Genomic DNA, 16,991 nt, shown 5'->3' with positions numbered 1-16,991 from the left:
CGGGCCATACGAACAGACTCGGTACGGCCCCGCCGCCGGCCGGAGAGGACGTCAGCCGAGCACGGCGAGCGCGTCGATCTCGATGAGGAGCCCGGCGGGCAGGCCGACGTAGACCGTCGTACGGGCGGCGGGGGGCTGGGTGAGGCCCTGCTCCTCGAAGTAGGCGTTGTAGAGGTCGTTCATCTCGGCGAAGTGGTCCACGTCGGTGAGGTAGACGCGGATCATCATCGCGTCGTCCCAGCTCGCGCCGCCCTCCTCCAGGATCGCCTGGACGTTGGCGAGGGTCTGGAGGGTCTGTTCGCGCAGGGTGGGGCCGGCGGGCGTGGGCGGCTTGCCCTCCTCCGCGGGCAGGAAGCCGACCTGCCCGGCGACCTGGAGGATGTTCCCCTTCCGCACACCGTGCGAGAACCTCGCCGGAGGGGTGGTGTGGGTCTTCGGCGTGAGCGCGGTCTTGTCGGTCATACGGTGTCCTTCACTGGGGTCCTGCCGGAGTACTCGCCGCTGATGTCGTCGGCCGTGCGGCGCACCTGCGGGAGGAGGGTGAGGAGTTCGTCGGCGGTGACGACGACGTTCGGCGCGGACACCGACATCGCGGCGACCACCCGGCCGTCGGCGCCGCGGATCGGCGCGGCGACGCAGTTGACGGACTCCTCGTGGCCGCCGAGGTCGGTGGCCCAGCCCTGTTCGCGCACCTTCTCCAACTCCCTGAGGAAAGCCGGGGCGTCGGGGGTGGAACGGGCCGTGTACAGGGGATAGTCGAGCTTCTCGGCGACCGCGCGCCGCTCGGGCTCGGGCAGGTCGGCGAGGAGCAGCTTGGCGACGGCGGCGACGGTGAGGGCGACGGGCCTGCCGATCCGCGAGTACATGCGGACCGGGTAGCGGCTGTCGACCTTGTCGATGTAGAGGACCTCGCCCTCCTCGTACACGGCGAGGTGGACGGTGTGACCGCAGTGCTCGTTCAGGCGCGCCAGGTGGGGGTGGGCGATCTCGCGGACGTCGAGGTTCTCCATCGCCTCCTGGGCGAGGGCGAAGAGGCGGGCGCCGAGGCGGTAGCGCTGGTCGGACTGGCGGTAGACCAGCCCGTGCTCATGGAGGGTGCGCAGCAGGCGCAGGGCGGTCGACTTGTGGACGCCGAGGCGGTCGGCGACCTGTCCGAGGTCGGCGGGGCCCTCGGCGAGCAGCGGAAGGATGCTCAGGGCGCGGTCGACGGTCTGGCTCATGGGGTGCGTACCTCCTCCAGGTCCTCTTCGGCTTGCGTCCAGCCGGGGCCGAGTCGCAGTCTCCCCCACCCGGTGTCGTCGAGGGCGGCCAGGCGGTCGGCGTGGTGGCGGGAAGGGGGCGCGGCGAGGTCGCCGGGGGCGGTGAGGGCGACGACGTCCACGACGTCGGGGGCGGTGCACGGTCCGCTGGTGGTCACGATGGTGGCTCCCGGTCCGTGTGAGGGGGCGGTGGCGGGGCGGCCGTCTCCGTTGACCCCGCCTCGGCCGAGATGTTAGACAGCCGTGAGCGGCATACGCAACGAGCGTTGCACTTGATGCAACGTAGCTGATGAGGAGAGACGCATGGCCCTCGATACCGGTACCGAAGCGCTCGCCCGTCTCGCCGAGGAACGCGTCGACCACCGTTTCAAGGGTCTCCCGCCGGACGCGGACGGGCTCACGGTCGGCGAGCTGGCCGCGCAGCGCCGCAACCTCTTCACCGACGGCTTCGCGACCCCCGTCCTGGCCCTGTCCGCCGAGCGTCTGGAGCACAACCTGCGGCTCATGGAGACGTACGCGGCCCGCCACGGCCTCGCCTTCGCGCCGCACGGCAAGACGTCCATGGCCCCGCAGCTCTTCCGGCGCCAGATCGAGCACGGCGCCTGGGGCATCACCGTCGCGGTGCCGCACCAGGTCCGGGTGGCGCGGGCATACGGCGTGCGGCGGGTCTTCCTCGCGAACGAGCTGGTGGACGCGGCGTCGCTGCGCTGGATCGACGACCGGCAGCGCGCCGACCCGGACTTCCGCGTCGTCTGCTACGTGGACTCCGTACGCGGGGTCGAGCTGATGCAGGCGGCGCTGCACGGCACGTCCCGCCCGCTGGACGTGGTCGTCGAACTGGCCGCCGGCGACGGCGCCCGCACCGGTGTGCGCACGGAGGCGGAGTGCACGGCGGTGGCGGCCGCGGTGGCGGCCGCCCCGGGCCTGCGGCTGGTCGGGGTCGCCGGGTACGAGGGCGAGGTCCCGCGGGCCACCCCCGAGCGGGTGCGCGCCTGGCTCCGGCGGCTGGTCGCGCTCGCCGTGGACCTCGACGCGGCGGGGCGGTTCGCGGACGCGGAGGAGATCGTCGTCAGCGCGGGCGGCAGCGCCTGGTTCGACGCGGTCGCCGACGTCCTCGCCGAGCTGCCCGGCCTCTCCCGGCCGGTGCTGAAGCTGCTGCGCTCGGGCGCGTACGTCTCGCACGACGACGGCCACTACCGCAAGCTGACGCCGTTCAACCGGGTCCCGGAGGAGGGCGCCCTGGAGCCGGCGTTCCGGCTGTGGACGCAGGTGGTCTCCCGCCCCTCCCCCGAGCAGGCCTTCGTCAACGCGGGCAAGCGCGACGCGGCGTACGACCTCGACCTGCCCTTCGCCCAGGTGGTCCGCCGGGACGGCACGGAACGCCCCGCCACCGGCATCTCGGTCACCGCCCTGTCCGACCAGCACGCCTGGCTGCGCACGACCGACGAGGCGGACCTGGAGGTCGGCGACTGGGTGGGCCTGGGCCTGTCCCACCCGTGCACGTCCTTCGACAAGTGGCAGCTGATCCCGCTGGCCGAGGCGGACGGCACGGTCGTCGACTACATCCGCACGTTCTTCTAGTCTCACGTTCTTCCAGTCGCACGTTCTTCTGGTCGCACGTTCTTCTGGTCGCACGTTCTTCTGGTCGCACGTTCCTCTAGTTCTTCTAGTTCTTCCGAGTCGGGGAGGCCGGGCATGGAAGATCTCGTCATCCGGGACGCGGACGTCGTCGACGGCACCGGCGGCCCGTCGTACCGCGCCGATGTGGTCGTCGACGACGGCCGGATCGTCTCGATCGTCCAGGAGGCCGCGGCGGCCGGCTGCCAGCGCCCCCGGGCGACGCGGGAGCTGGACGCCGAAGGGCTCGTCCTCTCCCCCGGCTTCATCGACATGCACGCCCACAGCGACCTCGCCCTGCTGCGCGACCCCGACCACAGCGCGAAGGCGGCGCAGGGCGTGACGCTGGAGGTGCTGGGCCAGGACGGGCTGTCGTACGCGCCGGTCGACGACCGGACGCTGGAGGAGGTGCGCCGGGCGATCGCCGGCTGGAACGGGTACGGCGACGACGTCGACTTCGACTGGCGGTCGGTGGGCGAGTACCTGGACCGGCTGGACCGCGGGGCCGACGGGCGGGGCATCGCGGTCAACGCGGCCTACCTGGTCCCGCAGGGCACGGTCCGGGCCCTCGCCGTCGGCTGGGAGGACCGGCCGGCCCGCCCCGCCGAGCTGGACCGGATGCGGCGGCTGGTCGCGGAGGGCCTGGAGCAGGGCGCGGTCGGCCTGTCGTCCGGTCTGACCTACACGCCCGGCATGTACGCCGAGGACGCCGAACTCGCCGAGCTGTGCGAGGTGGTGGCGCGCCACGGCGGCTACTACTGCCCCCACCACCGCTCGTACGGCGCGGGCGCGCTGGAGGCGTACGCCGAGATGGTGGAGCTGGCCCGGAAGACGGGCTGCCCCCTCCACCTCGCGCACGCCACCATGAACTTCGGCGTGAACGAGGGCCGGGCCCCGGAGCTGCTGGCCCTGCTGGACGACGCGCTGGCCGCGGGCGCCGACATCACCCTCGACACCTACCCCTACACGTCCGGCTGCACCACGCTCGCCGCCCTGCTGCCGAGCTGGGCGGGCGAGGGCGGCCCCGAGGCGGTCCTGCGCCGCCTCGCCGACGACGCCACGGCCGAACGCATCCGCCACGACCTGGAGGTGACCGGCGCCGACGGCTGCCACGGCGTGCCGGTCGACTGGGACACCGTCGAGATCTCCGGCGTGCGGGACCCGCGCCTGGCGGACCACGTCGGCCGGACGGTCCACCGGTCGGCCCGTCTGCGCGGCGAAACCCCCTGGACCACGGCCCGCCGCCTGCTCCTGGAGGACCGCCTGGCCCCGACGGTCCTCCAGCACGTCGGCCACGAGGAGAACGTCCGCGCGATCATGCGCCACCGGGTCCACACCGGCGGTTCGGACGGCATCCTCCAGGGCGACAGGCCGCATCCGCGGGCGTACGGCACGTTCCCGCGCTACCTGGGCCGGTACGTCCGGGAGCTCGGGGTGCTGTCGCTGGAGGAGTGCGTCGCCCACCTCACGGGACGTCCGGCGGCCCGGCTGCGCCTGCCGGACCGGGGCCTGGTGCGGGAGGGGTACACGGCGGACCTGGTGCTGTTCGACCCGGGGACGGTCGCGGCGGGGTCCACCTACGACACCCCGCGCGCGCTGCCCACCGGCATCCCGCACGTCCTGGTCGACGGCCGCTTCGTGATCGAGGACGGGCGGCGGACGGACGTCCTGGCCGGGCGGGCGGTCCGCCGCCGTCCCGGGTGACGGACCGCCCCTGCGCGCCGGCTACGGCTTGGGCAGGGTGCAGTCGGCGGCGCTCAGGTCCAGCTGGTTGCCGGTGGTGAAGCACGCCGGGAGCTGGTAGGTCTGCTGGGCGTAGTTGATGCCCTGGCGGACGGTGACGGTGCCGTTCTCGTCGACCTCGCACGGGTTGTTCACCGTGCAGGTAGCGCCGTCCTCGTTGCCGGTGTTGTTGACGGCGACGACCGCGCCGGTGGCCTGGTCGACGACCGGCGAGCCGGAGGTGCCGCCGATGGTCTGGCAGGCCGAGGTGTAGCGGACCGAGTCCTTCCAGGTCCAGTCGCCCTCCCGTATCCGGTACACGAACCCGTCGATGGCGCAGCTGTAGAGCCGCTTCCAGTAGCCGGAGGCGACGGTGATCGCGGTGCCGGCGGTGGGGTGCGTGTCCTGGACGGTGAGCGCGCTGATGCCGTAGGAACTGCGGATGGCCGCGTAGGTGGTGGTGAGCTGGTAGACCGTGGCGTCCGTGTCGGTCATCGTCGAGTACGCGACCTTGGAGGCGCGCAGGGTGGCCACGCGGGTGCCGGCGGAGTTCAGCAGCCCGAAGGTGCGGGTGGAGGCCTGGCCGACGATCACCTCGCCGGGCTCCGGGAACCCGGTTTCCAGACAGTGGCCGTTGGTGAGCACGAGCGCCGGGTCGGTGTCGAGGGAGTCCGGGAAGCGTACGACGGACCCGGAACAGTTGCTCAGCGCGACGGTCCCGGCCAGGGTGACGGCCTGGAGGGCGGGCGACGCGGGGGCCGCGGCCGGTGCGGTGGCGGTCACCTCGGTGGTGGGCACGGTGCGCGCGGCGGTGGCGGCGGTCGGAGCCGTGGCGGTCCCGGGTGTCGCGACCGCGGGCGCCGCGCCGGCCCCGGCGATGGCCAGGGCGAAGAGCGCGGCGACGAGAGGCTTGGGCATGTGGGGGTCCCCTCTGACGACGAGGCGACCGGAGGTCTTCCGGTCGCCCGCTGATTTGTCATGTGCATCATCAGTGCGTCGGGAGGGGAGAACAAGCAGTGGTTTTCGGCCGCCGGGGGGTGGGGAGGCGGGGCCGGGAGGACGAGGTCAGGAAGACCGGGCCGGGAAGGCTGGGCCGGGAGGACGAGGTCAGGAAGACCGGGCCGGGAAGGCTGGGCCGGGAGAACCGGGCCGGACACACCACCGGGCCCCGCGAGCGCCCCCGACCACCGGGCCCTACCAAATCCCCCTCGGCCCCGCTCGCCCCGCGCGCCCTACCGATCCCCCTTGAACCCACTCCCCCCCGCCCTACCGATCCCCCTTGAACCCGCTCGCCCCGTGCCCCTTCCCGTTGCCCTTGGCCGCAGGGGTGCCGGAGTCGGCCGTCCCGGCCACCGGGGCGGCGCTCGTCGGCGTGTCGACCTCGGCGGTCGCCTCGGACGCCGCACCCGCCGTGGTCTCCGCGACCTCCGGCGACGCAGCGTCCGGCATACCCGACGCACCGGCGGACGCACCGGGAGTCCGTACGGTCCCGCCGGCGGAGACGGACGCACCCGGAGTCCGTACGGTCCCGCCGGCGGAGACGGACGCCGACGGGGACACCGACTCCGCCGGGGCGGCCGACTCCGCGGGCTCCGAGCGCGTACCCCCCTGTTCACCGCGCGTGCCGCCCTCCGGGGCCCCGGAGAACCCCATCCCCGCGATCAGCGCGGCCACCGAGACGGCCCCCACCGCCCCCACGGCGGCCACCACCCGCCGCGACCGCCGCGACCGCCCCGCCGCCGCCCCGCGGGCCGCCGCGCGCCGCCGGGCCGCGCGACCGCCCCCGCCCCCGGCGCCCGCGTCCGCGGCGACATCGGCATCGGGGGCGGCACCGGCGTCGGCGGAAGCCACGCGCGGCAGTTCGGCCGTCTCGTCATAGGCGATCTCCCAGCCGTGCGCGGCGGCCGGATCCCGGTACTGCTCGTACGCCGGCGCGTCCGCCGCGTCCGGGAGGTACACGTTCGGACGCACCGGGGACACCTCACTTTCACCTGGCCTGAACATGACCGTGGATTCTAGGTATCCGTGGGGCGGAAGGGACAGCTGAGGACGATATCCACACAAACCACACGTCTCACGTGGCGGAAAACACCCCCCGAGGAGCGTTACCGAGCCGTAAGCTCCCAGACATGCAGGTGATCCAGTCCACGAAGCTCTCCAACGTCTGCTACGAGATCCGGGGCCCGGTTCTCGAGGAGGCGATGCGCCTGGAAGCGGCAGGGCACCGCATCCTGAAGCTGAACACCGGGAACCCGGCCGCGTTCGGCTTCGACTGCCCGCCGGAGATCCTGGAGGACATCCTCCGCAACGTCTCCTCCGCGCACGGCTACGGCGACGCCAAGGGCCTGCTGGCCGCGCGCCGCGCGGTCGTCATGCACAACCAGACCCTGGGCATCGAGACCGACGTCGAGCACGTCTTCATCGGCAACGGCGTCTCCGAGCTGATCGTGATGGCGATGCAGGGCCTGCTGGACGACGGGGACGAGGTCCTCGTACCGGCGCCCGACTACCCGCTGTGGACCGCGGCGGTCTCCCTCTCCGGCGGCACGGCCGTCCACTACCGCTGCGACGAGCAGGCGGACTGGATGCCGGACCTCGCCGACGTCGAGCGCAAGGTCACCGACCGCACCAAGGCGATCGTCATCATCAACCCGAACAACCCGACGGGCGCGGTCTACGACGAGGCGATGATCCGGGGCCTGACCGACATCGCCCGCCGGCACAACCTGCTGGTCTGCTCGGACGAGATCTACGACAAGATCCTCTACGACGGCGCCACGCACACCCCGACCGCCTCGGTCGCCCCGGACCTGCTGACCCTCACCTTCAACGGCATGTCGAAGGCGTACCGGGTGGCCGGCTACCGCGTCGGCTGGGTGTCGATCTCGGGCCCGCGCGCCCACGCCGACTCCTACATCGAGGGCCTGACGATCCTGGCGAACATGCGGCTGTGCGCGAACATGCCGGGGCAGCACGGCGTCGTGGCCGCGCTCAGCGGCCGCCAGACCATCAACGACCTGGTACTGCCGGGCGGGCGGCTGCGCGAGCAGCGGGACGTGGCGTACGAGCTGCTGACCCAGATCCCGGGGGTGAGCTGCGTCAAGCCGAAGGGGGCGCTGTACCTCTTCCCACGGCTGGACCCCACGGTGTTCAAGATCAAGGACGACCGGCGGATGGTCCTGGACCTGCTGCGCCGGGAGAAGATCATGGTCGTCCAGGGCACCGGCTTCAACTGGCCCGAACCGGACCACTTCCGGGTGGTGACCCTGCCGACGGTCACGGACCTGCGGGACGCGGTCGGCCGGATCGCGCGCTTCCTGGACGGCTACGGCCAGCCCTGACCCCGCCCCACCCCCACCGCCATGATCATATAAGTCCGGTTTTGCGATCAAGTCAACTTTAGACGAAATCTAAGCTAGGATGGCTTCCTGTCAGAGCACGGGAGGCCATCCATGTACGAGCCGATCCGCACCAAGTCGGTCCACAGCACGATGGCCGGCACCACCTCCGACTTCCCCCATCGGTCCCGCGAGGAGGAGCTGGACATCCAGCTCGCGGGCCATCTCGCCGCGCTGCTCGCCGTCACCGACGAGCTGCGCGCGCAGGCACCGTCCACCGACCTGGACACCGCGGCCGAACGGCTCGCGCAGCAGGTGGCCCGGTTGCGGGGAGGACGGACGCCGGTCCGCGCGGTGGCATCCGGCAGCCGTGAGGCGTCCCTCACGGCACTGCACGAGCGGGCGCACACGCTCGCCGGGCGCGCCCTCGTCGTCGCGGCGTCGCGAGCCGACACCGCGGTGGCGATCCTCGTGGCGGAGCGCATGGACGCGCACTCCGCCGCGCTGTCCGGCGGGGAACTGACCCCCGCCGGCTGACCCCTCCCGGGCCGGCCCCCACCCGGGTCCGACCCTCCCCGGGGTCCCCGCGAACGGCCCCGGTCCGCGTGCACCCGCAGCGACGCGCGGACCGGGCGCCACGATCTCCGTACTCTGCGGCCATGGGCATGGAGTACAGGAAGATGCGCGCGATCGCCGAGAAGCTCGACGCCTACGCCGAGCGGCTCGAGGGAACCTGGAGCGTCGAGATCGGACCCTCCGGCCCGGTACTGGCCATGACGTGCAGGCCGAAGCGCCATGAGGGCACCGTTCACCGCATCCGCCGGCAACTGGACGCACAGGTGCCCGTCACTCACCCCGGACACATCTGTGCGAACGGCCCCGGGATCGAGCATCCCGGACTCGGCCGTATGCGCCGGCCCGACGCCGTCGTCCTCCGCGAGGACGTCCTCGATGAGGAATGCCTCGCCGTGGACGCCACACAGGTGCTCGCCGTCATCGAGATCGTCTCGCCGTCCAACCCGAACAACGACTACGTCGAGAAGCTCGCCGACTACCCCGCCATGGGCATCCCCCACTACCTGATCGTCGACCCGCGCACCGGCACCGTCGAGGTGCACTCCGAGCCCTGCCGGGGCCGCTACACCGGCAAGGACCCGTACATCTACGGGGACAAAGTGCCCTTCGGTGCCTGGACGGTGGACACCTCCGAGTTCCGCCGCTACGGCAGGCTCGGCAGCATCGCTCACTGAGCCTTCTGTCGCCCGCGCGAAGAGGAACTCCGCCCTCCCGTTGCGTTCCGGGGCGCCCCCTTCACCCCCCGTTCACCCGGCTCCCCCAGGAACGACCCGTTCCGCGAGCACGCTCCCCGCGTGAGACGTATCGCAGGAATAGTCCTCGCGGTGCTGCTGATCGGTGGCGTGGTGGCCGCCGTCGTCGCAGGCCGGGACAACGAGGCGACAGGCACGGCAACGAAGACCGTGCGCATGGTCATCGGGTCGGAGAAGGCGGAGTTCTTCGCGGATCCGGACGTGGTGAAGGCCCTCGCCGCCAAGGGCTGGACCGTGCGGGCCGAGACCTCCGGGTCCTGGGCCATGGAAGGGCTGGACCTCAAGGGGTACGACCTCGCCTTCCCGTCCAGCCAGGCACCGGCCGTCGAGCTGGCGGCCAAGTACAAGGTGACGGGGACCCTCCCCCGCCCCTTCTACTCGCCGCTCGTCGTCGTGGCGCACAAGAACGCCGCCGAAGTGCTCGCCGGCAACGGCCTCGCCGCCCTGGACGCCGAGCACCGGGGCACGTTCGAGATGGCCGCCTACCTCGACGCGGCCCGCGCCGACCGCACCTGGCAGCAGCTCAAGGGGGCCGACAAGTACGGTGAGCTGACGGGCACGCTGTACCTGTCCAGCACCGACCCGGAGACCTCCAACTCCGGTGCCCTGTACCTCGCCGCCGCCTCCTACGTCGCCAACGACGGCAAGGTCGTCGCGAGCGACGCCGAGGTCGACGGGGCCGGGCCGCTGCTGCACAAGCTGGTCAGCGTGCAGGGCGCCCAGCAGTCCAGCACGGACGCGGCCTTCCGGGACTTCGTCAGCGGCGCCGGCAACCCGCTCGTCCTCGTCTACGAGTCGCAGGTCGCCGCCCTCCTCGCGGACGGACAGCAGCCCGACGACCTGGTCGTCCTCTACCCCGACACCACGGTCAACAGCGACCACACCGCCGTACCGCTCACCGGGAACGGCAAGGCCGTGGCCGAACTCCTCGCCACCGACCCGCGACTGCGCGAGCTGGAGGTCCGGCACGGATTCCGCCCGCAGGGCGACACCGCCGAGTTCGCCTCGGCCGGCACCTACCTCAAGCAGCGACTGACCGGCGTCCGCCAGGCGCCCGTGCCCACCTCGAAGGTGCTGCACGAGCTGGCGCGACGGGCGCGCGGATAAAGGGGGACACCACCATGAGCACGCCCGACGACACCTTCACCCTCACCCCGCCCGAGCCGGTGGCCGCCGTGCCGCGCGAGAAGGCCGGCGGACTCGTCCCGGTGGACGACGGGGTACGCACCGACATGGCCGCCAAGGCCGCCGCGTACGTCGAGTCACTGGCCGTCCTCGACGCCCGCTCGCCCGAGTTCGCCGGCAAGGTCGGCGAGATCACCGCGCTCGGCGCCGGCGAGATGCGCACGGCCGCCGCGCAGTCCAACCGCATGCTGGAGCGGACCGTCCGCAGCCTGCCCGACAAGGGCGGTGACGCCCAGTCGAAGGTCGCGGGCTCGCTCGTCGAGCTGCGGCGGGTGGTGGAGGACCTGGACCCGCGCGATCTGTCCGCGAACAAGGGACGCAGGTTCCTGTCCAAGCTGCCCGGCGGCAACAAGCTGCGCGACCACGTCGCCAAGTACGCCTCCGCGCAGGGCACGTTGAACAGGATCGTGGGGTCGCTGCGCGGCGGTCAGGACGAACTGCGCCGGGACAACGCCGCGTTGCAGACCGAGCGGGTCCGCCTCTGGGAGACCATGGGCAAGCTCCAGGAGTACGTCGTCCTCACCGACGCCCTGGACACGGCCGTCGAGCGGCACATCACCGGCGTCGCGGGCACCGACCCCGAGCGCGCCGACGGGCTGCGCGCCGACGTCCTCTTCCCCGTCCGGCAGAAGCACCAGGACCTGCTCACCCAGCTCGCGGTGTGCGCGCAGGGCTACCTCGCCATGGACGTCGTACGCCGCAACAACGACGAGCTGATCAAGGGCGTCGACCGGGCGGCCACCACGACCGTCTCCGCGCTGCGGATCTCCGTGATGCTGGCCTCCGCCCTCGACCACCAGAAGAAGGTCGTCGAGCAGGTCAACGCGTTGCGCGGGACGACCGAGGACCTCATCCGGGGCAACGCCGAGATGCTGGCCACGCAGAGCGGGGAGATCCAGCGGATCGCCGCCGACCCGGCCGTGGGCGCCGAGACCCTGCGCGCGGCCTTCCAGCAGATCTACCGCACCCTCGACGCCATCGACAGCTACAAGGTGCAGGCGACCGAGGCGATGGCGGCGACCGTGGAGAGCCTGACCACCGAACTCCAGGGCGCGAGCACCTACCTGGAGCGCAGCCGGTCGCGGGGCCCGCTGGACGGGGGCCTCGGATGAGACGGCCCCTGCTCGCCCTGACCGCGCTCGCCCTGCTGCTGACCGCCTGCACGGGCCAGGAGCGCGAGGACGACCCGGCCGCCCCCGCGCCCGGCACCCTGCGGGTCCTCGCCTCCAGCGAACTCGCCGACATGGAACCGGTGTGGGAGCAGGTCCGCGAGGACACCGGCGTCACGATCCGGCCCACCTACATGGGCACCCTGGACGCGGTGAACCTGCTGGCGGAGAAGAGCGCCGACGCGCGCTACGACGCCGTGTGGCTGTCCTCCAACGACTACCTGCGGCTGCGGCCGGAGGTCGCCAAGAAGGTCGTGTCCGAGACGCCGGTGATGTCCAGCCCGGTCGCGCTCGGTGTGAAGACGCGGACGATGAACGCGCTGGGCTGGACGCCGGAGGACGTCACCTGGTCGCAGATCGAACAGGCCGTCCAGGACGGCGGGCTGACCTACGGCATGACCGACCCGGCCCGCTCCCACTCCGGCTTCGCCACCCTCGTCTCGGTCGCCTCGGCGCTCTCCGGCGCCCAGTCCGCGCTCACCGACGCGGACGTCACGAAGGCGAGCCCGCGGCTGAAGGAGTTCTTCGCCGGGCAGAAGCTGACGTCGGGTTCGTCGGGCTGGCTGGCGAGCGCCTACCGGCGGCGCGGCGACGTCGACGCGCTGCTCAACTACGAGTCGGTGCTCAAGGGCATCCCGGGGCTGACCGTGATCCGGCCCAAGGACGGCGTGCTCACCGCCGACTACCCGCTGTCCTCCCTGGCCGCGACCGACGCGACGACCCGCGAGGACGTCAAGAAGGTCGCCGACGCGCTGCGCACCCCCGCCGTCCAGGAGCTGATCACCACGCGGACCCACCGCCGCCCGGTCGTCGCCTCCGTACCGCCCGCGTCCGGACTGGACACCACCCGGCGGCGCGAACTGCCCTTCCCCGGCAGCCGTTCGGTGGCCGACGGACTCCTCGACGCGTACGAGAACGAACTGCGCCGGCCCTCCCGGACGGTGTACGTCCTCGACACCTCCGGCTCCATGGAGGGCGACCGGCTCCAGGGGCTCAAGGACGCGCTCACCGGTCTCACCGGCGACTTCCGCGACCGCGAGGAGGTCACCCTGATGCCGTTCGGCTCGGACGTGAAGAGCGTGCGCACCCATGTCGTCAGCCCCTCCGATCCGGAGACCGGGCTCGCCGCGATCCGCGCGGACACCGAGCAGCTGGAGGCGGACGGCGACACCGCGATCTACACCTCGCTCCAGAAGGCGTACGACCACCTGGGCACCGGCCGGGACACGTTCACCTCGATCGTGCTGATGACCGACGGCGAGAACACCGCCGGGGCGGACGCCGGGGACTTCGACGCCTTCTACCGGAAGCTGAGCGGCGCGCGGCAGGACATCCCCGTCTTCCCCATCCTCTTCGGCGACTCCGACCGCTCCGAGCTGGAGCACATCGCCGAGCTGACCGGCGGCCGCCTCTTCGACGCCCAGGAGGGCTCGCTGGACGGCGCCTTCGAGGAGATCCGTGGCTACCAGTAGGTTCACCGGATACCTGGAGTCCCGCAAGAACATCACCGGCAGCCTGTGCGGGCTGGCCGGCCTGGCCCTCACCTTCGCGGGGGTGGCGGGCCCGTACTGGCCGGTCGTGGTCGCCGGGCTGTACGGCGCGGGCGCGCTGATCGCCCCGCCGGAGCGCCCGCCGGTGCCGGACTTCCCCGACCCGTCCGCGCAGCTCGACGAGGTGCGCGCCGACTTCGGCCGGCTCCGGGCCTATCTGGCGGACGTCGACCTGCCGCCCGCCGCCGCGGGCCGGCTCACCGAGCTGACCGAGCTGCTGGCCGCGCTGCTGGACCCCGGCTGGGTCACCGAGCTGCTCGCCCAGGACCCGGAGGCCGTCCACGCGCTGTCCCGGGCGGTGCGGCAGGACGTCCCGGAGGCCGTCGACACGTTCGTCCGGACCCGGTGGTGGACCCGGCTCGCCCCCGGCCAGGAGCCTCCCGAACGGCACCTGGAGAAGCAGCTGACGCTGTTGCAGGAGGAGGCGGAACGGCTGGCCGCGGGTCTGCGCGAGACGGAGGCGCGGCGGCAGGAGTCGCACACCCGGTACCTGGAGGACCGGTCGCAGTGACGTCGCGGGGAAGGTGGGCGGGACGGGCGAAGGCCTGCCGCCGTCCCGCCCGTCGGGGCGGACGGGAGGGGCGACGACAGGCCCAGGGCCTCGCACTCCGTTGTGCGAAGCCTCGCCGGTCTGTGGTGCTCACCGCGGCCGGCCGTGACGATACTGCTGGTCAGGGCACGATCGGAGCCGGCCGCGGCGTCTTGGGTGGGCTCGCTCAGCCCAGGCGCCGCACCAGTGCGCGGTACTCGTCCCACAGCTCCTCGGGCGTGTGGTCGCCGAAGGTGTTCAGGTGCTCCGGGACGAGGGCGGCCTCCTCGCGCCACACGTCCTTGTCGACGGTGAGCAGGAAGTCCAGGTCGGAGTCGGCGAGGTCGAGGCCGTCGGTGTCGAGGGCGTCCTTGGTGGGCAGCACGCCGATCGGCGTCTCGACGCCCTCGGCCTTGCCCTCCAGCCGCTCCACGATCCACTTCAGGACGCGGCCGTTCTCGCCGAAGCCGGGCCAGACGAACTGTCCCTCGTCGTTCTTGCGGAACCAGTTGACGTAGTAGATCTTCGGGAGCTTCGCCTGGTCCTTGCCCTTGGCGACGTCGACCCAGTGGCCCATGTAGTCGCCCATGTTGTAGCCGCAGAACGGCAGCATGGCGAACGGGTCGCGGCGCAGTTCGCCGACCTTGCCCTCGGCGGCGGCGGTCTTCTCGGAGGCCACGTTGGCGCCGAGGAAGACGCCGTGGTTCCAGTCGAAGGACTCCGTCACCAGCGGTACGGCGGTGGCGCGCCGGCCGCCGAAGAGGATCGCCGAGATCGGCACGCCCTTGGGGTCCTCCCACTCGGGCGCGATGATCGGGCACTGGGCGGCGGGCACGGTGAAGCGGGCGTTGGGGTGGGCGGCCGGGGTGCCGGACTCCGGCGTCCAGTCGTTGCCCTTCCAGTCCGTCAGGTGGGCCGGGGTCTCCTCCGTCATGCCCTCCCACCAGATGTCGCCGTCGTCGGTCAGCGCCACGTTGGTGAAGACCGAGTTGCCCCACAGCGTCTTCATCGCGTTGGCGTTGGTGTGCTCACCGGTGCCGGGCGCGACGCCGAAGAAACCGGCCTCGGGGTTGATGGCGTACAGCCGGCCGTCCTCGCCGAAGCGCATCCAGGCGATGTCGTCGCCGATCGTCTCGACGGTCCAGCCGGAGAGCGTCGGCTCCAGCATGGCGAGGTTCGTCTTGCCGCAGGCGCTCGGGAAGGCCGCGGCGACGTACTGGGACTCGCCCTGCGGCGGGGTCAGCTTGAGGATGAGCATGTGCTCGGCGAGCCAGCCCTCGTCGCGGGCCATGACGGAGGCGATGCGCAGGGCGTAGCACTTCTTGCCGAGCAGGGCGTTGCCGCCGTAGCCGGAGCCGTAGGACCAGATCTCGCGGGTCTCCGGGAAGTGGGAGATGTACTTGGTCCGGTTGCAGGGCCAGGGGACGTCCTGCTCGCCGGGCTCCAGGGGGGCGCCGAGGGTGTGCACGGCCTTCACGAAGAAGCCCTCGGAGCCGAGCTCGTCGAGGACCGGGCGGCCCATGCGGGTCATGGTGCGCATGGAGACGGCCACGTACGCGGAGTCCGTGATCTCGACGCCGATCGCGGAGAGCGGGGAGCCGAGCGGGCCCATGCAGAAGGGCACGACGTACATCGTCCGGCCGCGCATCGAGCCGCGGAACAGGCCCTTCTCGCCCTGGAAGATCTCCCGCATCTCGTCGGGGGCCTTCCAGTGGTTGGTCGGGCCGGCGTCCTCCTCCTTCTCGGAGCAGATGAAGGTGCGGTCCTCGACGCGGGCGACGTCGGTCGGGTCGGAGGCCGCGTAGTAGGAGTGGGGGCGCTTGATCGGGTCGAGTTTTCGGAAGGTGCCCTTCTCGACCAGTTCGTCGCAGAGCCGCTGGTACTCGGCCTCGGATCCGTCACACCAGACCACGCTGTCCGGCTGGGTCAGTTCGGCGATCTCGTTCACCCACGAGATCAGTTCCTGGTGCTGGGTGGGGATGACGGGGGGAGCCGCGATGTCGCGCGCCACGATTGCTCCTAGGTGAGGGATTTTGTCCTTGTCTGCCCCGTGGGGGCCGCGACCCGGATGCTTCGCAGCGAGCTGCTGAGCGCTCATCCGGTGTCGACCGCACTCATTTGATCATCCGACGCCTCAGCGCATCTGTCCAGAGGGCGTCACAGATGAGCAGGGTGAGCCTCGCCACGCGTACCCCTCGGAGCGCCGGCCCATGCATCCGCCCCGCCGTCCGGCGTCACCCGCCCGCACCAGCGACCTCCCGACACGCCCTCCCCGACCTCCCGACACGCCCTCCCCGACCTCTCGGCGCGACCCCTCGGCGACCCTTGGGCGGCCGTGAGATGATGGTGACGGCAGCCGTTCATCTCGCCTCACTGACCCGTAACTTACGGTTCCGTAGGTACGATGCGATCCATGACTGCGTCCGCCCCCGACGCGCCCAGGGACACGCAGGCCGCCGGCCGCGGTCCCGTCGCGCTCTCCCTTCCGCATCCGGTCAAGCCCAAGCTCCGCGGCTGGCTGCACCTGGGCATGTTCCCGGCCGCCCTCATCGCGGGCCTCGTGCTCACCGCGCTCGCCGACTCCCCCAGAGGCCGCATCGCCTGCGGCGTCTACGCCCTCACGGCGTGCCTGCTGTTCGGCGTCAGCGCGCTCTACCACCGGGGCGACTGGTCCCCGCGCATGGACGGCGTCCTGCGCCGCCTCGACCACGCGAACATCTTCCTGATCATCGCGGGCACCTACACACCGCTGACGCTGCTGCTCCTGCCGGGCAGCAAGGGCCAGTGGCTGCTGTGGAGCATCTGGGCCGCCGCGGCGGCGGGCATCGTCTTCCGCGTCTTCTGGGTCGGCGCCCCGCGCTGGCTCTACACCCCCTGCTACATCGCGATGGGCTGGGCGGCCGTCTTCTTCCTGCCCGACTTCATGCGCGCGGGCGGGATCGCGGTCCTCGTCCTGGTGATCGTCGGCGGCCTCCTCTACAGCGCGGGCGGCGTGATCTACGGCATCAAGCGCCCGAACCCGTCACCGCGGTGGTTCGGCTTCCACGAGGTGTTCCACTCCTTCACACTGGCCGCGTTCATCGCGCACTACGTGGGCATCTCGCTGGTCGCCTACCAGCACGCGTAGCCCTCCTCCGACACCCCGACCCCCTCAGGGCCACGGCTTCCCGCCGTGGCCCTTCTTCCTTGCGCCCCCATCTTATTGACAGACTCCATTTTTTGACAGTTACTTTCATTTCATTGCTACTTCCACTTCTCCCGATCCACGCCGCTGGTGGGCCCTCGGTGCCCTGG

General features: G+C 71.9%; 15 protein-coding genes and 1 pseudogene. 10 read left to right on the top strand and 6 right to left on the bottom strand.

Annotated features, from left to right (window positions below):
• Window positions 1-51: 51 nt before the first annotated feature.
• The 3 genes and pseudogenes from ACFYWQ_RS07620 to ACFYWQ_RS07610 all read right to left on the bottom strand — a co-directional run.
• The gene (locus tag ACFYWQ_RS07620; RefSeq protein ID WP_389513721.1) at window positions 52-462 is read right to left on the bottom strand and encodes a RidA family protein; all 411 of its coding nucleotides are present in this window, start codon (window positions 460-462) and stop codon (window positions 52-54) included.
• Window positions 459-1,220, bottom strand: coding sequence for an IclR family transcriptional regulator (locus tag ACFYWQ_RS07615; protein ID WP_389513719.1), 762 nt, complete (start codon window positions 1,218-1,220; stop codon window positions 459-461). The genes ACFYWQ_RS07620 and ACFYWQ_RS07615 overlap by 4 nt, the downstream gene beginning before the upstream one ends.
• Window positions 1,217-1,369 (bottom strand): annotated as a pseudogene (locus ACFYWQ_RS07610) (sugar kinase); the annotation flags it as partial. The gene ACFYWQ_RS07615 and the pseudogene ACFYWQ_RS07610, both read right to left, overlap by 4 nt.
• A 193-nt stretch (window positions 1,370-1,562) precedes the next feature.
• Between ACFYWQ_RS07610 and ACFYWQ_RS07605 the strand changes: the two are divergent.
• Entirely contained in the window at window positions 1,563-2,840 is a 1,278-nt protein-coding gene (locus tag ACFYWQ_RS07605; RefSeq protein WP_389513717.1) for an amino acid deaminase, read from the top strand.
• Between the two features lie 114 nt (window positions 2,841-2,954).
• Complete coding sequence (locus tag ACFYWQ_RS07600; protein WP_389513716.1) at window positions 2,955-4,580, top strand: amidohydrolase family protein; 1,626 nt, start codon at window positions 2,955-2,957, stop codon at window positions 4,578-4,580.
• 21 nt (window positions 4,581-4,601) lie between these two features.
• On the opposite strand, the gene ACFYWQ_RS07595 is transcribed toward ACFYWQ_RS07600, so the two are convergent.
• Window positions 4,602-5,516 carry a serine protease gene (locus tag ACFYWQ_RS07595; RefSeq protein WP_389513715.1) on the bottom strand — a complete coding sequence of 305 codons (915 nt, stop codon included), beginning with the start codon at window positions 5,514-5,516 and terminating at the stop codon, window positions 4,602-4,604.
• A 348-nt stretch (window positions 5,517-5,864) separates the two neighbouring features.
• Window positions 5,865-6,569, bottom strand: a complete 705-nt coding sequence (locus tag ACFYWQ_RS07590) for a hypothetical protein (RefSeq protein WP_389513714.1) — start codon at window positions 6,567-6,569, stop codon at window positions 5,865-5,867.
• Window positions 6,570-6,727: 158 nt separating this feature from the next.
• Here ACFYWQ_RS07590 and ACFYWQ_RS07585 point away from each other — a divergent pair, with 158 nt between their 5' ends.
• The 7 genes from ACFYWQ_RS07585 (at window position 6,728) to ACFYWQ_RS07555 (ending at window position 13,679) form a co-directional block, all read left to right on the top strand.
• On the top strand, window positions 6,728-7,939 hold the full coding sequence (locus ACFYWQ_RS07585) for a pyridoxal phosphate-dependent aminotransferase (RefSeq protein WP_389513712.1): 1,212 nt from the start codon (window positions 6,728-6,730) through the stop codon (window positions 7,937-7,939).
• 111 nt (window positions 7,940-8,050) lie between these two features.
• A complete protein-coding gene (locus ACFYWQ_RS07580; RefSeq protein WP_389513711.1) occupies window positions 8,051-8,473 on the top strand; it encodes a hypothetical protein in 423 nt (140 codons plus the stop codon).
• A gap of 128 nt (window positions 8,474-8,601) precedes the next feature.
• Complete coding sequence (locus ACFYWQ_RS07575; RefSeq protein WP_389514398.1) at window positions 8,602-9,186, top strand: Uma2 family endonuclease; 585 nt, start codon at window positions 8,602-8,604, stop codon at window positions 9,184-9,186.
• Window positions 9,187-9,306: 120 nt separating this feature from the next.
• The gene (locus tag ACFYWQ_RS07570; RefSeq protein WP_389513709.1) at window positions 9,307-10,371 is read left to right on the top strand and encodes a hypothetical protein; all 1,065 of its coding nucleotides are present in this window, start codon (window positions 9,307-9,309) and stop codon (window positions 10,369-10,371) included.
• Window positions 10,372-10,385: 14 nt separating this feature from the next.
• Window positions 10,386-11,561 carry a toxic anion resistance protein gene (locus tag ACFYWQ_RS07565; protein WP_389513707.1) on the top strand — a complete coding sequence of 392 codons (1,176 nt, stop codon included), beginning with the start codon at window positions 10,386-10,388 and terminating at the stop codon, window positions 11,559-11,561.
• Window positions 11,558-13,090: a substrate-binding domain-containing protein gene (locus ACFYWQ_RS07560; RefSeq protein ID WP_389513705.1), complete on the top strand. Its 1,533-nt coding sequence runs from the start codon at window positions 11,558-11,560 to the stop codon at window positions 13,088-13,090. The genes ACFYWQ_RS07565 and ACFYWQ_RS07560 overlap by 4 nt, the downstream gene beginning before the upstream one ends.
• Window positions 13,077-13,679, top strand: coding sequence for a hypothetical protein (locus ACFYWQ_RS07555; RefSeq protein ID WP_389513704.1), 603 nt, complete (start codon window positions 13,077-13,079; stop codon window positions 13,677-13,679). The genes ACFYWQ_RS07560 and ACFYWQ_RS07555 overlap by 14 nt, the downstream gene beginning before the upstream one ends.
• 205 nt (window positions 13,680-13,884) lie before the next feature.
• Here ACFYWQ_RS07555 and ACFYWQ_RS07550 read toward each other — a convergent pair whose 3' ends face one another.
• A complete protein-coding gene (locus tag ACFYWQ_RS07550; protein WP_389513702.1) occupies window positions 13,885-15,708 on the bottom strand; it encodes a phosphoenolpyruvate carboxykinase (GTP) in 1,824 nt (607 codons plus the stop codon).
• 402 nt (window positions 15,709-16,110) lie between these two features.
• On the opposite strand from ACFYWQ_RS07550, the gene ACFYWQ_RS07545 reads away from it, so the two are divergent.
• The gene (locus tag ACFYWQ_RS07545) at window positions 16,111-16,824 is read left to right on the top strand and encodes a hemolysin III family protein (RefSeq protein WP_389513700.1); all 714 of its coding nucleotides are present in this window, start codon (window positions 16,111-16,113) and stop codon (window positions 16,822-16,824) included.
• Window positions 16,825-16,991: the final 167 nt, after the last annotated feature.

It is taken from the genome of Streptomyces sp. NPDC003247 (assembly GCF_042888135.1).
Classification (GTDB): domain Bacteria; phylum Actinomycetota; class Actinomycetes; order Streptomycetales; family Streptomycetaceae; genus Streptomyces.
The sequence above is the reverse complement of the archived record's forward strand: the minus strand, read 5'-3'. Positions and strand labels throughout refer to the sequence as shown.

Coding starts and splice junctions, on each gene's coding strand:
- ACFYWQ_RS07620 (WP_389513721.1), bottom strand. CDS start 462: ATGACCGACAAGACCGCGCTCACGCCGAAGACCCACACCACCCCTCCG.
- ACFYWQ_RS07615 (WP_389513719.1), bottom strand. CDS start 1,220: ATGAGCCAGACCGTCGACCGCGCCCTGAGCATCCTTCCGCTGCTCGCC.
- ACFYWQ_RS07605 (WP_389513717.1), top strand. CDS start 1,563: ATGGCCCTCGATACCGGTACCGAAGCGCTCGCCCGTCTCGCCGAGGAA.
- ACFYWQ_RS07600 (WP_389513716.1), top strand. CDS start 2,955: ATGGAAGATCTCGTCATCCGGGACGCGGACGTCGTCGACGGCACCGGC.
- ACFYWQ_RS07595 (WP_389513715.1), bottom strand. CDS start 5,516: ATGCCCAAGCCTCTCGTCGCCGCGCTCTTCGCCCTGGCCATCGCCGGG.
- ACFYWQ_RS07585 (WP_389513712.1), top strand. CDS start 6,728: ATGCAGGTGATCCAGTCCACGAAGCTCTCCAACGTCTGCTACGAGATC.
- ACFYWQ_RS07580 (WP_389513711.1), top strand. CDS start 8,051: ATGTACGAGCCGATCCGCACCAAGTCGGTCCACAGCACGATGGCCGGC.
- ACFYWQ_RS07575 (WP_389514398.1), top strand. CDS start 8,602: ATGGAGTACAGGAAGATGCGCGCGATCGCCGAGAAGCTCGACGCCTAC.
- ACFYWQ_RS07565 (WP_389513707.1), top strand. CDS start 10,386: ATGAGCACGCCCGACGACACCTTCACCCTCACCCCGCCCGAGCCGGTG.
- ACFYWQ_RS07560 (WP_389513705.1), top strand. CDS start 11,558: ATGAGACGGCCCCTGCTCGCCCTGACCGCGCTCGCCCTGCTGCTGACC.
- ACFYWQ_RS07545 (WP_389513700.1), top strand. CDS start 16,111: ATGACTGCGTCCGCCCCCGACGCGCCCAGGGACACGCAGGCCGCCGGC.